Source organism: Streptomyces sp. NBC_01017, assembly GCF_045162795.1.
Classification (GTDB): domain Bacteria; phylum Actinomycetota; class Actinomycetes; order Streptomycetales; family Streptomycetaceae; genus Streptomyces; species Streptomyces machairae.
On sequence record NZ_CP108683.1, the window covers coordinates 1,885,146 to 1,900,415 of the forward strand.

A 15,270-nucleotide genomic window follows, 5' to 3' on the forward strand; every position below is an offset into this window, starting at 1 on the left:
CTCGACGACGCCGGCGGGACGGCCCTCTCGACGTCGTGAAAGGTTTCAACTTGGTTGCCGGGACGTTAGGCACGGAGCCCATGTCACGTCAATGGGTCCGTGTCGAAAAACTTTCGATGAACGAAGGTCACGGCCGAGTCACAACAGGAAGCCGTGGCCGCGGGGCTTGACACCCCTCCGGGGGCCTCATACGTTCCCGTCTTGAATCGTTTCACGGCGAAGCTTTTCAGATGTCCACCGTCCGACTTCCGTCCCGACGTCACAGGAGCCCTCAGTGACCGAGCTCGCCGCGGTGAAGGCCGCACTCAAGACCCAGGCAGTCGAAACGCCGTCGTGGGCGTACGGGAACTCGGGGACGCGGTTCAAGGTGTTCGCCCAGCAAGGCGTTCCGCGGACACCGCAGGAGAAGCTGGACGACGCCGCTCAGGTGCACGCGTTCACCGGTGTCGCGCCGACCGTCGCCCTGCACATCCCGTGGGACAAGGTCGACGACTATGCGGCGCTGGCCAAGCACGCCGAGGAGCGCGGCGTGCAGCTGGGCGCGATCAACTCCAACACGTTCCAGGACGACGACTACAAGCTGGGCAGCATCTGTCATCCGGATGCGGCGGTGCGGCGGAAGGCCGTCGATCATCTGCTGGGGTGCGTCGACATCATGGACGCGACGGGCTCCGCCGATCTGAAGCTGTGGTTCGCGGACGGCACGAACTATCCCGGGCAGGATGACATCCGCTCGCGGCAGGACCGTCTGGCCGAGGGTCTGGCGGAGGTGTACGAGCGGCTCGGGGACGGGCAGCGGATGCTGCTGGAGTACAAGTTCTTCGAGCCGGCCTTCTACACGACGGACGTGCCGGACTGGGGCACGGCGTACGCGCACTGTCTGAAGCTCGGGCCGAAGGCGCAGGTCGTCGTCGACACCGGGCACCACGCGCCGGGCACCAACATCGAGTTCATCGTCGCGACGCTGCTGCGGGAGGGGAAGCTCGGCGGATTCGACTTCAACTCGCGCTTCTACGCCGACGACGACCTGATGGTGGGGGCCGCGGATCCGTTCCAGCTGTTCCGGATCATGTACGAGGTGGTGCGTGGGGGCGGGTTCACGTCCGACGTGGCGTTCATGCTCGACCAGTGCCACAACATCGAGGCGAAGATCCCGGCGATCATCCGGTCCGTGATGAACGTGCAGGAGGCCACGGCGAAGGCGCTGCTGGTTGACCGGGAGGCGTTGGCTGCGGCGCAGGCTTCCGGTGATGTGCTGGGCGCGAACGCGGTGCTCATGGATGCGTACAACACGGATGTGCGGCCGTTGCTGGCCGAGGTTCGGGAAGAGATGGGGCTCGATGCGGATCCCATGGGTGCGTACCGCCGTTCCGGGTGGGCCGAGAAGGTCGTGGCTGAGCGGGTTGGTGGGCAGCAAGCCGGTTGGGGGGCTTGATCACTGGGTCTCATCTGCCTGGTCCGACCGGTCGCAGACCCAAGGCTGTATGTGGCTGGTCGCGCCCGCGCGGCGGTAGCCGCAAATTCAATACAGCCCCGCGCCCCTGAGGGCGTGTCCGCCCCCTCTCTCAGACAGGACTGAATGATCATGGCTCCCCATCCCGAAGCCGCCGCCCTCCTCGCCCGGTCCCACCGCCTCGGCTCCGACCCCCGCAACACCAACTACGCCGGCGGAAACGCGTCCGCCAAGGGCACCGGCATCGACCCCGTCACCGGCGGTGATGCCGAGCTGATGTGGGTCAAGGGGTCCGGTGGTGACCTCGGCACGCTCACCGAGGCCGGGCTGGCGGTGCTGCGGCTGGACCGTATGCGGGCCCTTGTCGACGTCTACCCGGGCGTCGATCGGGAGGACGAGATGGTCGCCGCCTTCGACTACTGCCTGCACGGCAAGGGCGGGGCGGCTCCGTCGATCGACACCGCCATGCACGGGCTCGTGGCGGCCGCTCATGTCGATCATCTGCACCCCGACTCCGGCATCGCTCTCGCCTGTGCCGCCGACGGGGAGAAGCTCACCGCCGAGTGCTTCGGGGACAGCGTGGTGTGGGTGCCGTGGCGGCGGCCCGGGTTCCAGCTGGGGCTGGACATCGCCGCGGTCAAGGAGGCCAGTCCGCAGGCCATCGGGTGCGTGCTCGGTGGGCACGGCATCACCGCCTGGGGTGACACCTCCGAGGAGTGCGAGCGCAATTCGCTGCACATCATCCGGACCGCCGAGGCGTTTCTCGCCGAGCGCGGGAAGCCGGAGCCCTTCGGGCCGGTGATCGAGGGGTACGCGGCGCTCGGCGCCGGTGAGCGGCGGGAGCGGGCCGCGGCGCTGGCGCCGGTCATCCGCGGCATCGCCTCGCAGGACCGCCCGCAGGTCGGTCACTTCACCGACTCCGAGGTCGTTCTCGACTTCCTCGCGAGCGCCGAGCACCCGCGACTCGCCGCGCTCGGTACGTCCTGCCCCGATCACTTCCTGCGCACCAAGGTGCGGCCGCTCGTCCTCGACCTGCCGCCCACCGCTCCCCTCGACGAGGCGATCGCCCGGCTGGGGGAGCTGCACACCGCGTACCGCGAGGAGTACGCCGCCTACTACCGGCGGCACGCCCTGCCCGACTCCCCCGCCATGCGCGGCGCCGACCCGGCGATCGTGCTGGTCCCGGGCGTCGGCATGTTCAGCTTCGGCAAGGACAAGCAGACCGCCCGCGTCGCCGGTGAGTTCTACGTCAACGCCATCAACGTGATGCGCGGGGCCGAGGCGGTCTCGACGTACGCGCCCATCGAGGAGTCCGAGAAGTTCCGTATCGAGTACTGGGCGCTGGAGGAGGCCAAGCTTCAGCGGATGCCGAAGCCCAAGGCGCTCGCGACGCGGGTCGCGTTCGTGACCGGCGCCGGGAGTGGGATCGGGAAGGCCATCGCGCACCGGCTCGTCGCCGAGGGCGCGTGTGTGGTCGTCGCCGACCTCAACGCCGGCAACGCCCAGGCCGTCGCCGAGGAGCTGGGCGGGCCCGACAAGGCCGTGGCGGTGGCGGTGGACGTCACGTCCGAGGAGCAGATCGCCGACGCGTTCAAGGCCGCCGTGCTGGCCTTCGGAGGCGTCGATCTCGTCGTCAACAACGCCGGGATCTCCATCTCCAAGCCCCTCCTCGAGACCTCGGCCAAGGACTGGGACCTCCAGCACGACATCATGGCGCGTGGCTCCTTCCTCGTGTCGAGGGAGGCGGCGCGCGTGATGATCGCCCAGCGGCTGGGCGGTGACGTCGTCTACATCGCCTCCAAGAACGCGGTCTTCGCCGGGCCCAACAACATCGCCTACTCGGCCACCAAGGCCGACCAGGCTCACCAAGTGCGGCTGCTGGCCGCCGAGTTGGGCGAGCACGGCATCCGCGTCAACGGCGTCAACCCGGACGGCGTGGTCCGTGGGTCCGGGATCTTCGCCGGGGGCTGGGGTGCCCGGCGGGCCGCCGTGTACGGGGTCGAGGAGGACAAGCTGGGCGAGTTCTACGCCCAGCGGACCATCCTCAAGCGGGAGGTTCTGCCGGAGCACGTCGCGAACGCCGTCCTCGCGCTCACCGGCGGGGACCTGACCCACACCACGGGACTGCACATCCCGGTCGACGCCGGCGTCGCGGCCGCCTTCCTGCGGTGAGTGCGCCCGTGAAGTCGTACGCCGCGGTCGACCTCGGCGCGTCCAGCGGGCGTGTCATGGTCGGCCGCGTCGGCCCCGACCGTCTGGAGCTGACCGAGGCACACCGCTTCCCGAACCGGCCCGTGCGGGTGCCCGAGGGACTGCGCTGGGATGTTCTCGCCCTGTACGCGGGCGTGCTCGCGGGGCTGCGGACGGCCGGTCAGGTCGACTCGGTCGGCATCGACAGCTGGGCCGTCGACTACGGCCTGCTGGACGCGGACGGGGCCCTGCTCGGCAATCCGGTGCACTACCGGGACTCCCGGACGGACGGGGTCGCGGAGAAGGTGTGGGCGACCGTCCCGGCGGAGGAGCTGTACGCGGCCACCGGGTTGCAGCACGCGCCCTTCAACACCCTGTATCAGCTGACGGCCGCCCGAGCCTCGGCTCAACTGCACTACGCCGAGCGGCTGTTGCTGATGCCGGACCTGCTGACGTACTGGCTCACCGGCGAGCAGGGCACCGAGCTCACCAACGCCTCCACCACCCAGCTGATCGATCCCCGCACGCGCGACTGGGCCTACGACATCGCCTCCCGGCTGGGCATCGACCTGGGCCTGTTCGCGCCGCTGCGGCAACCCGGCGAGCCCGCGGGGGTGCTGCGCGACGAGGTGCTTCAGGAGACCGGGCTGAGCGGCCCGGTGCCGGTGACGGCGGTGGGGTCGCACGACACCGCGTCCGCCGTGGCCGCCGTTGCGGCCGACGGCGGCGAGCGGTTCGCGTACATCTGCACCGGCACCTGGTCGCTGGCGGGGCTGGAGCTGGACGCCCCCGTGCTGACCGAGGAGAGCCGGGCCGCCAACTTCACCAATGAGCTGGGGCTGGACGGCACGGTCCGGTATCTGCGGAACATCATGGGGCTGTGGTTGCTCCAGGAGTGCGTACGGGCCTGGGGGGACCCCGACCTGGGCGGGCTGCTGCGCGACGCGTCCGAGGTGCCGGCGCTGCGGTCGGTCGTGGACGCGGGGGACGCGGCGTTCCTGGCGCCGGGGCGGATGCCGGAGCGGATCGCCGAGGCGTGCCGGGCCTCGGGGCAGCCGGTGCCCGTCTCGCCCGCCGAGATCACGCGCTGCATCCTCGACTCGCTCGCCCTGGCCCACCGGCGCGCGATCAGGGACGCCGAGCGGCTGGCCGACCGTCCCGTCGACGTCGTGCATGTCGTCGGGGGCGGCACCCGCAACGCCCTGCTGTGCCAGCTGACCTCCGACGCCTGCGGGCTGCCGGTGGTGGCCGGCCCGGGCGAGGCCGCCGCCCTCGGGAACGTCCTGGTCCAGGCACGGTCCCACGGGCTGGTCGGCGACCTCGCCGACGGGCGGCGCCTGCTCACCCGTACGCAGCCGCTGACCCGGTACGAGCCGCGGGGCGACGCGGCGCGCTGGAGCGAGGCGCAGGCGCGGCTCGTCCGGGGGTGACCGCCTTGTCCGACGGTGACCGGGGCACCCGGGGCGAGCGGGGTCTCCCCTGCGCCGCGCTGCCGCATTACCCTGCACTCATCCGATGATCGATCGCAAGGAGCCGCGATGCGTGTCGCCCTGTTCCTGACCTGTGTCAACGACACGCTCTATCCGGACACCGGGCGCGCTGTGGTGAAACTGCTGACCAGACTGGGCGTCGAGGTCGACTTCCCGATGGCCCAGACCTGCTGCGGACAGGCGCACTACAACACCGGATACCGGCATGAGGCCGAGCCGCTCGCCCGGCATTTCTCCGATGTCTTCGGGGAGTACGAGGCGATCGTTACCCCGTCCGGATCGTGCGGGGCGATGGTGCGCGAGCTGTATCCGCGGATGGGTGAGCGGGCCCGGGCCGAGGGGCGCGGGGACACGCTCGCGGCGACCCTGGCGCCGGTCGTGCCGAAGACGTACGAGCTGACGGAGTTCCTGGTGGACGTGCTGGGGGTGACGGACGTGGGCGCCTACTACCCACACAGGGTGACGTACCACCCGACCTGTCACGGGCTGCGCGGGCTGGGGCTGGCCGACCGGCCCCGGCGGCTGCTCCAGGCCGTCAAGGGGCTGGAGTTGGCGGAGTTGCCGGGCGCGGACGAGTGCTGCGGATTCGGCGGGACCTTCGCGCTGAAGAACGCCGATGTCTCGGCGGCGATGGGCACGGACAAGGTGCGCAACGCCGAGTCGACGGGCGCCGAGGTGCTGTGCGCGGCCGACAACTCGTGTCTGATGCACATCGGCGGGACCATGACCCGGCTGCGGACGGGTATGCGGCCGGTGCACATCGCGGAGATCCTGGCGAGCACGGAGGAGGACCCGGCGGCATGAGTGGAACGTTCGTGGGGATGCCGGCGTTTCCGGAGGCCGCGCACGAGGCCGTGCACGACACGACCCTGCGCGGCAACCTGCGTCACGCCACGCACACGATCCGCGCCAAGCGGGCCAAGGCCGTCGCGGAGGTGTCCGACTGGACGGCCCTGCGGGAGGCCGGAAAACGGATCAAGGACCATACGCTGCGTCATCTCGACCGGTATCTCGTGCAGTTGGAGGAGTCGGTCACGGCGGCGGGCGGCACGGTCCACTGGGCCGCCGACGCCGACGAGGCCAACCGGATCGTGGCCGAGCTGGTCAAGGCGACCGGTGAGTCGGAGGTCGTCAAGGTCAAGTCGATGGCCACGCAGGAGATCGGACTGAACGAGGCCCTGGAGGCGGAGGGCATCCGCGCGTACGAGACCGATCTCGCGGAGCTGATCGTGCAGTTGGGCAAGGACCGGCCCTCGCACATCCTCGTCCCGGCCATCCATCGCAACCGGGGCGAGATCCGGGACATCTTCCGGCGTGAGATGGGCCAGTGGGGCCGCCCGGCTCCGGAAGGCCTGACGGACACCCCCGCCGAACTCGCCGAGGCGGCCCGGCTGCACCTCCGCGAGAAGTTCCTGCGCGCCAAGGTCGGTATTTCCGGCGCCAACTTCATGGTCGCCGAGACCGGCACCCTGGTCGTGGTGGAGTCCGAGGGCAACGGACGGATGTGTCTGACCCTGCCCGAGACGCTGATCTCGGTCGTCGGCATCGAGAAGATCGTGCCGACCTGGCGGGACCTGGAGGTGTTCCTGCAGACCCTCCCCCGCTCCTCCACCGCCGAGCGCATGAACCCGTACACGTCCATGTGGACCGGCACGACGGACTCCGCGACGGCAGACGGACCGAGGACCTTCCATCTGGTCCTCCTCGACAACGGGCGGACCGACACGCTCGCCGACGAGGTCGGCCGCCAGGCCCTGCGCTGCATCCGCTGCTCGGCGTGCCTCAACGTCTGCCCCGTCTACGAGCGGGCCGGCGGTCATGCCTACGGCTCGGTCTACCCGGGCCCGATCGGTGCCATCCTCAGCCCCCAACTCCGGGGCGTGACAAGCGAGATCGACGCCTCGCTGCCGTATGCGTCATCGCTGTGCGGTGCCTGCTACGAGGTCTGCCCGGTCGCCATCGACATCCCCGAGGTGCTGGTGCATCTGCGGGAGCGCGTCGTGGAGGGCGGCCAGGTGACCTCGAACGGCAACAAGGTGGTCCTGAAGCCCGCGAAGGGGCATGCCGCCGAGCGGGCCGCGATGCGGGCGGCACGCTGGGCGTTCAGCCACCCGGGCGCACTGCGCACCGGGCAGCGATTCGCGTCACGCACCCGCCGCCTGCATCCGCGTTCGCTGCCCGGCCCTGGCAAGGCCTGGAGCGGTACGAGGGATCTGCCGGCGGTGCCTGCGGAGCCGTTCCGGGACTGGTGGCAGCGGACGCAGGGCGGAAAGGGCGGTGCCAAGTGAGCAGCAGGGAACGGATCCTGGGCCGGGTGCGACGCGCGCTGGCGGACGTACCGGACACGCCCCGGGACGAGCCGCCGTACGAGGAGGCGGTTCCACGGGACTATCTGCGTGAGCACGGGCAGCGCGGTGTCGCGGAGACGGTCGGTCTGCTGGCCGAGAACCTGGCGGACTACCGGGCGATCGTGCACCGGACGACCACGGAGGAACTGCCCTACCTGATCATGCGGTTGCTCGCCGAACGAGGGCCCCAGTACGTGCTCGTCCCTCCGGGTCTCCCGCCGGAGTGGATGTCGGCCGCCGACCCCACCCGCGTCCACGACCGCGCCGTGAGTACGCCTCACGAACTCGACAAGGTCGAGAGCGTGGTCACCGGCTGCGCACTCGCCATCGCCGAGACCGGCACTCTCGTCCTCGACGGCTCCCCCGACCAGGGCCGTCGCCGCATCACGCTCGTGCCCGATCACCACATCTGTGTCGTACGGGTCCCCGAGCAGGTCGTGTCGTCGGTCCCTCAGGCGCTGGAACGCCTCGATCCCACCCGCCCGTTGACGTGGATCTCCGGCCCCTCGGCCACCAGCGACATCGAGCTGGACCGGGTGGAGGGGGTGCACGGCCCGCGCACGCTGGAGGTCGTCCTGGTCGGCCCCGACGGCAGCTGAGGGCACCGCCTCAGAGGTCGCGCCGCTCCAACGGCCGTACGGCGGGCCCCTGGACGACACGGCCGTCCGGATCGAAGCGGGAGCCGTGGCAGGGGCACTCCCAGGTTCGTTCCGCGCGGTTGAACGCGACCAGGCAGCCGAGGTGGGTGCACTTGGCGGAGACGGCGTGCACGTTTCCGTCGTCGTCGCGGTGGACTGCGCAGCGCTTGCCGGACACGCGGACGATGGCGCCTTCTCCGGCGGCGATGTCGTCCACCGATGAGGTCGACGGGCCGGGGAGGTGGTGCAGCCGGTCGCCGACGAAGTGGCGGGCGACGTCAGTCTGGTGCTTGACGAAGTCCTTCCCCTCGCGGACGACGGACTTCAGACGGCGTGGGTCGTAGAGGTCGCTCCACAGGTTCTCCCGACCGGTGATCAGGTCGCAGAGCAGGCGGCCCGCCATGATGCCGCCGCTGAGTCCCCAGCCGCCGAAGCCGGTGGCCACGTGCACATGACGGCCGGCGGGGTGCAGGGGGCCGACGAGCGGGACGGAGTCGGTGGAGTCGTTGTCCTGCGTGGCCCAGCGGTGGGTGAAGGTGAGGTCACCGAAGCGCTCCACCGCCCAGCTGGTCAGCGCGTCGAAGCGCGCCTCGACATCGCCGCCCGCGCCCGGGGTGAAGTGCTCGCCGGTGACGATGAGCAGGCGTTCTCCGTCCCCGTAGGGGGCCGTGCGGAGCGAGCGGGTGTTCTGCTCGGGGGTGATGTACATGCCGGTCGGCGCCTTGGCCGCTTCGATGGGGGCGGTGACGACCAGTTCCCGCCGGGGTGAGAGGCGGGTGAACAGCAGCGCCCGGTCGAAGATCGGGTAGTGGGTGGCGACCACGACGGTGCCGGCCGTCACCTTCACGCCGTCCTCGGTCGTCAGCACGCAGGGCTCGCCCTCGGACAGACCCACCACGCGGGTGTGCTCGTACACCTGCCCGCCGAGGCGTTTGAGGTCGGCGACCAGCGCCAGCAGGTACTTGCGGGGATGGAACTGCGCCTGTCCCTCGACGCGCACCGCCCCCGCCACCGGAAACGGCAGCTCCGTCCCGGTCACGTACTCCGCGCGCAGGCCCGCCTCCCGGGCGGCATCGGCCTCGGCGCGCAGTTCGTCGGTACGGTCCTCGTCCTCGGCGTACGTGTAGGCCGCCGTCTCCTCCCAGTCGCAGTCGATGCCGAGCTCGTCGACGACGTCGGCGGCGTGCCGGATCGCGTCCGTCTGCGAGGTCGCGTACAGGCGGGCGCCGTCCTTCCCGCGGGTGCGGCGGAGCCGGTCGTAGATCAGGGTGTGCTGGGCGGTCAGCTTGGCGGTGGTGTGCCCGGTGACGCCGGCGGCGATCCGGTCCGCCTCCAGCAGGGCGACGCCGTGACCCCGCCGGGCCAGCTCCCAGGCCGTGGCGATCCCGGCGATCCCCGCGCCCACGACGGCGACGTCGACCGTGAGGTCACCGTCCGGCGGGGGCGCGAGGTCGCCGGGCGGTGCCGTCTCGATCCAGTACGACGTGCGGGTGCGGGTCGGCTCGTCCATGCCGGCCGAGTTCCCCCGACCGGCATCGCCACACGGGGGACCGCAGGTCAGCCGAGGGCGGCGGTCACCCGGTAGTGGCCGGAGGGCAGCCGGTAGCTCGCTGTCCCGTCCTCGAAGCCCAGGTGCTCGACGCCCGTCACCCGGGCCAGGGGGGTCCTGCCCTCGCGCACCGAGACCGGGTCGGACGTGGGGATGTGCAGGGTCGCCGTACTGTTCGCGGGGACCACCGCCCGGTACGTCAGCCTCCGGCCCTCCGCCCGCCACTCGCTGACGATCTCCCCGTACGGAGAGTGGTGCGAGCCGGCGACCTGCGTGACCCGCCCGGCCGGGTCGAGGTGCGGGCGCAGGAAGAAGTGGCGGAAACCCGGGTGGGCCGGGTCCTTCGCGATGCCCGCCATGCTCTCGTACATCCACTCCATGATCGCGCCGTAGGAGTAGTGGTTGAACGAGTTCATGTCGACCGGGCCGAAGCCGTCCTCCTTGGAGTACGAGTTCCAGCGCTCCCAGATGGTGGTGGCGCCGTTGCGCACCGAGTACAGCCAGGACGGCATGGCGTCCTGGTGCAGCAGCCGGTACGCGAGGTCGACGCGGCCCTCGTCGGTGAGCACGGGGGCGAGGACGTTCACGCCGAGGAAGCCGACGGACAGGGTGTTCTCGGTGTACTTCACGCGGGTGCTGTCGGGGTGGGCCTCCTTGTAGGCCTCGTCGTTGCCGATGTTCTCGGCGAGCAGCGTGACCAGTTGGCGGCGCTGGGCCTCGGTGTCGTAGAAGCCGAGTTTGAGGACCCACAGCAGGGCGGTCTGGGTGTCGTCCTCGGTCCGGCCGCCCGTGGGAGGCGCGTCTCCGAGACTCGACCGTACGGTCACCCGGCCCGTCGTCGCGTCGGTGGCCAGGTACTTGGTGGTGAACGCGCGCTTGATGCGGGCGAAGAGGTCGTCGTAGGCGCGTGCCTCGGTGGTGCGGCCGGTGCCGCGGGCCATGTCCGCCATGAGGCGCACGCTGTAGCCGTAGTAGACGTCGCTGATCAGCTGGGTGCTGGTGTCCTGGAAGGCGAGCCAGTCGCCGAAGATGGCGCCCTGCCCGGCGTACGCGTCGCCGGTGCGCCCGCGGATCCAGTCGACGTACTTCGTCATCGCCGCCCAGCTGCGGTCGACGATCGTGGGGTCGCCGGTCATCTGCCACACCGTCCACGGCACGACCACACCGCAGTCCGCCCAGCCGCTGGCGGGAGCGGCCGCGTTGTAGCGGTTGCCTGGCGCGACCGCCGTGAACTGGGCGCCGTCCAGGCCGTAGGTGCGCTGCGAGTCGATGAGGTTGTCCTCGAAGTGGCTGAGGAAGTTGACCGCGTCGGTGTTGTAGAGCCCGGTGTTGGAGAAGAGCTGGGTGTCACCCGTCCAGCCGAGGCGTTCGTCGCGTTGCGGACAGTCGGTGGGCACCCAGAGGTAGTTGCCGCGCTGTCCCCAACGCACGTTGCTGATCAGCTGGTTGACGTCGGTGTCGTCGGTCGTGATCGTGCCGATGTCACGGAGGGCGGAGGTCGCGACCCGGCCGGTGAAGCGGGTCAGGGTGACCGTGTCGGTCGCGGTGACGGAGACGTAGCGGAAGCCGTAGAAGGTCAGCGAGTCCTCGTGGGACTCGCCGTCGGGGTCGCCCTTGAGGATGTACGTGCTGGTGGCCTTCGCGGAGCGGAGGTTGGCGCGGTAGACCGAGCCGACGGGGCCGTCGGCGCCCTCGCTGTCGTCGTTGAGCATCTCGCCGGGCTTGAAGGCGACTTGGGTGCCTGCGGGGCCGCGCAGGGTGTAGCGGGGTACGCCGACCAGGTTCTGGCCCAGGTCGATGACGGCCGTGTCGCCGGGGTGCAGGGTCACGGCCGCCTCGGCTGCGGCGTCCGGGTCGGTGACCGTGCGGGCGGGGTCGACGACGATGCGTCCCTTGCCGCCTGGGCTGCCGTCCTGGCCGGTGACGCCCGTGTAGACGGTGACGGACTGCGGCTTGCGGTCCCACCGGGACATCAGGCGGGCGCTCTCGCCCGGGTGGGCGACCAGTCTGACGTCGGGGAACCTGGTGGTGAAGTCGTGCTCGGTCACGCCGGCCCAGGCGGAGGTGTCGAAGTCGCCGGCCGTCCAGCCCGCCAGTTCCTCACGGGCGTCGTAGGTCTGCCCGTCGTAGATGTCGTCGGCGCGGTAGGGGCCGGTGTCGGTGGCCTTCCAGTCGTCGCCTGGTGCGGTGACCACCGTCTGCTCGGATCCGTCGGCGTACCGGATCAGGAGCTTGGCCTTGAGGGCCAGGCGATTGCCGTCGGCGGAGTAGTAGGTGCTGTTCTCGGAGACACGGCTGTTGTACCAGCCGTTGCCGAGTACGGCGGCGAGGGTGACGTGCCCCGTGTTCCCCTGCTGCCCGTCGTGGCGCTCCCCCGTGACCAGGTCCGTGACGTCGTAGGTGAAGTAGTTGACGGTGCTGTCGTAGTTGGTCCAGCCCGGCGTCAGCAGCTCATGGGTGGTTGTGTCGCCCTGCGCCACAGCGACGCGGTGGCCGTTGATGTGGGCCTCGTAGACGCCGAGGGCGGAGATGTAGAGCCGGGCGCCGAGCACTTGACGTCCCGTCAGGTCTGCCTGGCGGCGGAGCAGTGGGGCGCCGGGCGTGTTGGGTTGCTTGCCGGCCATGGTGATCCAACGGGCGCCGTCCCAGCCGGCGATGCCGTCGGTGCCGAGCAGGCCGGTCTCGAAGTGGGCGGTGGGGGCGGCGGGGACGGCGCGGCCGGTCTCGTCCCAGGCCGTCACCGTCCAGTGGTAGCGGGTGGAGGCGCGCAGGGCGGGGCCTTCGTAGCGCACCGCGATCGAGTCGGGTGAGGCGACCCGGCCGCTGTTCCAGACGTCCGCCCGGGAGGGGGTCAGGCGGTCGGGTGCGGTCGCGACGAGGATCCGGTACGCGGACTGGCGGCGGCCGCGCGTCGAGGACGCCATGCGCCAGCCGAACCGCGGGTGGGCGGCGTCCACGCCGAGGGGGTTCGTTCTGTGCTCGACCGTCAGGCCCTCGACGGCCGTGCGGCGCGAGCTGGGTGCGGCCGAAGCGGGGCCGCCCGCGGCGATCCCGCCCGCCAGAACCACCGGTGCTGCGCCGAGTGCGGTGGTGAGCACGGTCCTGCGGCGCACCCCTCTGCCCTTCGTACGGTCGACTCCGTCGTTCATGCCGTTGTCCCTTCGGCTCATCGAAGTTGGAACGATTCAGGTCGAACGACGGTTGAAGCTAGTGGCAGAAGTGACGTGAGTCCATGGTGCGAGCAGCATGAATTCTGTGCAGATTCCAACAGAAGCACTCAGTCGGCGAAGCGTGCGGCAATGATGGAATTGAAACCGTTCAATTGGCTGGTTCCGTGCGGCCCGAGGCTCTGCCCCGCCAGGGGGTGTCGCCAAGTACACCCGGCAATACGGGTTCTGCGCCCCATGTGGTCGGCTCGCCGGCTCCGTAGCTTCGTCGGCGGGGCACAGGGAGTGCCGGACGGAGAGTGATGACGATGTTTCGGGCAAGCTCGCGACGTACGCACGACAAGGGACCCGCCGCCGAGGCACTCCGGCTGGTCAAGGTCACCAAGACCTACGGTGCGCGGGACAGCGCGGTGACCGCGCTGGACGGGGTCACGCTGGGGCTGGGGCGGGGCACTTTCACCGCGGTGATGGGGCCGTCCGGCTCCGGCAAGACCACGCTGCTGCACTGTGCGGCCGGTCTCGACCGGCCCGACAGCGGCATCGTGTGCGTGGACGGCACCGAGCTGTCCGGGGGCGGCGAGGCCGAGTTGACGAAGTTCCGGCGTGGCCGGATCGGGTTCGTGTTCCAGCAGTACAACCTGCTGGACACGCTGACCGTCGCCCAGAACACGGTGCTGCCGCTCAAGCTCGCCGGGCAGCGCGTCGACCGGAGGCGGGCCAAGGAGGTGCTGACGTCCGTCGGTCTCGGCGACCGGCTGGGGCACCGCCCGGACCAGCTGTCCGGCGGTCAGCGCCAGCGAGTCGCCATCGCCCGCGCCCTGGTCGCCGAGCCCCGGGTGATCTTCGCGGACGAGCCGACGGGCGCCCTGGACACGCGCAGCGCACGCGATGTGCTGCGGCTGCTCCAGGAGACGGTGCGGGTGCACGGCCGGACGGTGGTGATGGTGACCCATGATCCGGTCGCCGCCTCCTATGCGGACTCGGTGCTGTTCCTGGCGGACGGACGGCTGGCGGGCAGGCTGGACGCCCCGACGGCGGATGTGGTGGCCGAACGCCTGGCGCACCTGGGCGACAACGTGACGACGGGGGTATGAGCGATGTTCATGCTGGCCATACGGTCGATACGGCACCGCCCCGGGCGGTTCCTCGCCACGCTGCTGTCCGCGTTTCTCGGCGCGGCGATCATCATGACGTTCAACTCGATGCACGACACGGCCGCGCAGGACGGCGTCGACTCGACCAGCGCGGAGACACTGTCCACCGCGGCGGGCGTCGTCGGCGGCTACGGCACCCTGCTGGTCTTCTTCGCCGTCGCCTCCGCCCTGACGGTCAACGTCCGTCAACGTACCGCCGAGTTGGAGCTGCTGCGCTGCTCGGGGGCGACTCCGGCGCAGCTCAAGCGGATGGTCGTCGGCGAGGCGGTGGTCGTGGCGCTGGTGGGCGCGGCGCTGGCGATCGGCCCGGCGATGCTGGGCGGCCGGGCACTGCTGGAGATCTTCCGGAACAGCGGCCAGGTTGCCGAGTCCGTCGACCACTCCTTCGGCCCGATCGCGCTCCTGTCGGGCATCGACATCACACTGCTCGCATCCGCGGGCGCCGCCTTCCTCGCCGTACGGCGGGCGACGCGCGGACACCAACGGCGGGGCGGGGCACGGAAGTTCCTCGCGTACGGCGCGCTGCTCGCCGGGGCCGCCGCGGCCTCCTCCACCTTCGCGTTCTCGGCGACGGACGCGGCGCTGATGGCGGCGCCGGCCTACGGGGCGATCCTGCTGTCGGTCGGCTTCGCGCTGTTGGCGCCGCGGCTCCTGGAGGGCGTGCTGGACCGACTGCCGCTGAGCGGGGCGAGCGGCTGGCTGGCCGTGCGGAATCTGCGGGAGCGGGCCGGTCATCTGGCCGGGATCCTGATGTCGCTGATCCTTTTCACGGCGGTGGCCACGGCCACGCTCACCATGCAGGCGGTGGAGAGCGACGCCGTCGAGTCCTCGGGTCTGACGAAGTCGATCGACGCCAAGAACCTGGAGACGCTCAACTTCACGGTCGTCGGCATCATCGTGGTCTTCGTCTGCGTGATGCTGGTCAACTCGCTGTATGCCGCGACGAGTTACCGCAGCCGGGAGTTCGGGCAGCAGCGACTCGCCGGGGCGACTCCGGGGCAGGTGCTCGGGACGGTCGGCACCGAGACGCTGATCCTGACCGTCTCCGGAGTCCTCCTCGGCATGGTGGCCGCGCTGGCCGGGATCGTCCCGTTCACGATGGTCCGCACCGACGGGGTACTGCCGGGCCAGACCTACGGCACGGCGGTCGCCGTGGTCGCGATCGCGGCGACGGCGACCCTGGGCACCAGCCTGGCCACGGCCCGGCGGATGCTGCGCACTCCGGCGGTGGGGGCGGTCGCGGTGGCGTCGTGACGCCGGGCACGACGAGGACGACAGGTA

General features: G+C 70.7%; 10 protein-coding genes. 8 read left to right on the forward strand and 2 right to left on the reverse strand.

Translation table 11 applies throughout. The features are described from left to right. Positions 1–274: 274 nt before the first annotated feature. The 6 genes from rhaI to OG331_RS08935 all read left to right on the forward strand — a co-directional run bounded on the left by rhaI (position 275) and on the right by OG331_RS08935 (position 8,080). A complete protein-coding gene (gene rhaI / locus OG331_RS08910; RefSeq protein ID WP_406193728.1) occupies positions 275–1,435 on the forward strand; it encodes an L-rhamnose isomerase in 1,161 nt (386 codons plus the stop codon). 150 nt (positions 1,436–1,585) lie between these two features. Beyond that, positions 1,586–3,625, forward strand: a complete 2,040-nt coding sequence (locus tag OG331_RS08915) for a bifunctional aldolase/short-chain dehydrogenase (RefSeq protein WP_406193730.1) — start codon at positions 1,586–1,588, stop codon at positions 3,623–3,625. An 8-nt stretch (positions 3,626–3,633) separates the two neighbouring features. Beyond that, complete coding sequence (locus tag OG331_RS08920; protein WP_406209856.1) at positions 3,634–5,073, forward strand: rhamnulokinase family protein; 1,440 nt, start codon at positions 3,634–3,636, stop codon at positions 5,071–5,073. Between the two features lie 108 nt (positions 5,074–5,181). Further along, the gene (locus tag OG331_RS08925; protein ID WP_328877547.1) at positions 5,182–5,937 is read left to right on the forward strand and encodes a (Fe-S)-binding protein; all 756 of its coding nucleotides are present in this window, start codon (positions 5,182–5,184) and stop codon (positions 5,935–5,937) included. Further along, positions 5,934–7,421, forward strand: coding sequence for a LutB/LldF family L-lactate oxidation iron-sulfur protein (locus OG331_RS08930; RefSeq protein WP_406193732.1), 1,488 nt, complete (start codon positions 5,934–5,936; stop codon positions 7,419–7,421). Before OG331_RS08925 ends, OG331_RS08930 begins: the two co-directional genes overlap by 4 nt. Further along, positions 7,418–8,080, forward strand: coding sequence for a lactate utilization protein C (locus OG331_RS08935; RefSeq protein ID WP_406193734.1), 663 nt, complete (start codon positions 7,418–7,420; stop codon positions 8,078–8,080). Before OG331_RS08930 ends, OG331_RS08935 begins: the two co-directional genes overlap by 4 nt. Before the next feature lie 10 nt (positions 8,081–8,090). On the opposite strand, the gene OG331_RS08940 is transcribed toward OG331_RS08935, so the two are convergent. Both OG331_RS08940 and OG331_RS08945 read right to left on the reverse strand, forming a co-directional pair. Next, complete coding sequence (locus tag OG331_RS08940) at positions 8,091–9,629, reverse strand: FAD-dependent oxidoreductase (protein WP_406193736.1); 1,539 nt, start codon at positions 9,627–9,629, stop codon at positions 8,091–8,093. A gap of 47 nt (positions 9,630–9,676) precedes the next feature. After that, on the reverse strand, positions 9,677–12,817 hold the full coding sequence (locus tag OG331_RS08945) for a family 78 glycoside hydrolase catalytic domain (RefSeq protein WP_406193738.1): 3,141 nt from the start codon (positions 12,815–12,817) through the stop codon (positions 9,677–9,679). A gap of 320 nt (positions 12,818–13,137) precedes the next feature. Between OG331_RS08945 and OG331_RS08950 the strand changes: the two genes are divergently transcribed. Together OG331_RS08950 and OG331_RS08955 are read left to right on the forward strand one after the other, a co-directional pair. Continuing rightward, positions 13,138–13,929, forward strand: coding sequence for an ABC transporter ATP-binding protein (locus OG331_RS08950; protein WP_406193740.1), 792 nt, complete (start codon positions 13,138–13,140; stop codon positions 13,927–13,929). A 3-nt stretch (positions 13,930–13,932) separates the two neighbouring features. Then, entirely contained in the window at positions 13,933–15,243 is a 1,311-nt protein-coding gene (locus tag OG331_RS08955; protein WP_406193742.1) for an FtsX-like permease family protein, read from the forward strand. Positions 15,244–15,270: the final 27 nt, after the last annotated feature.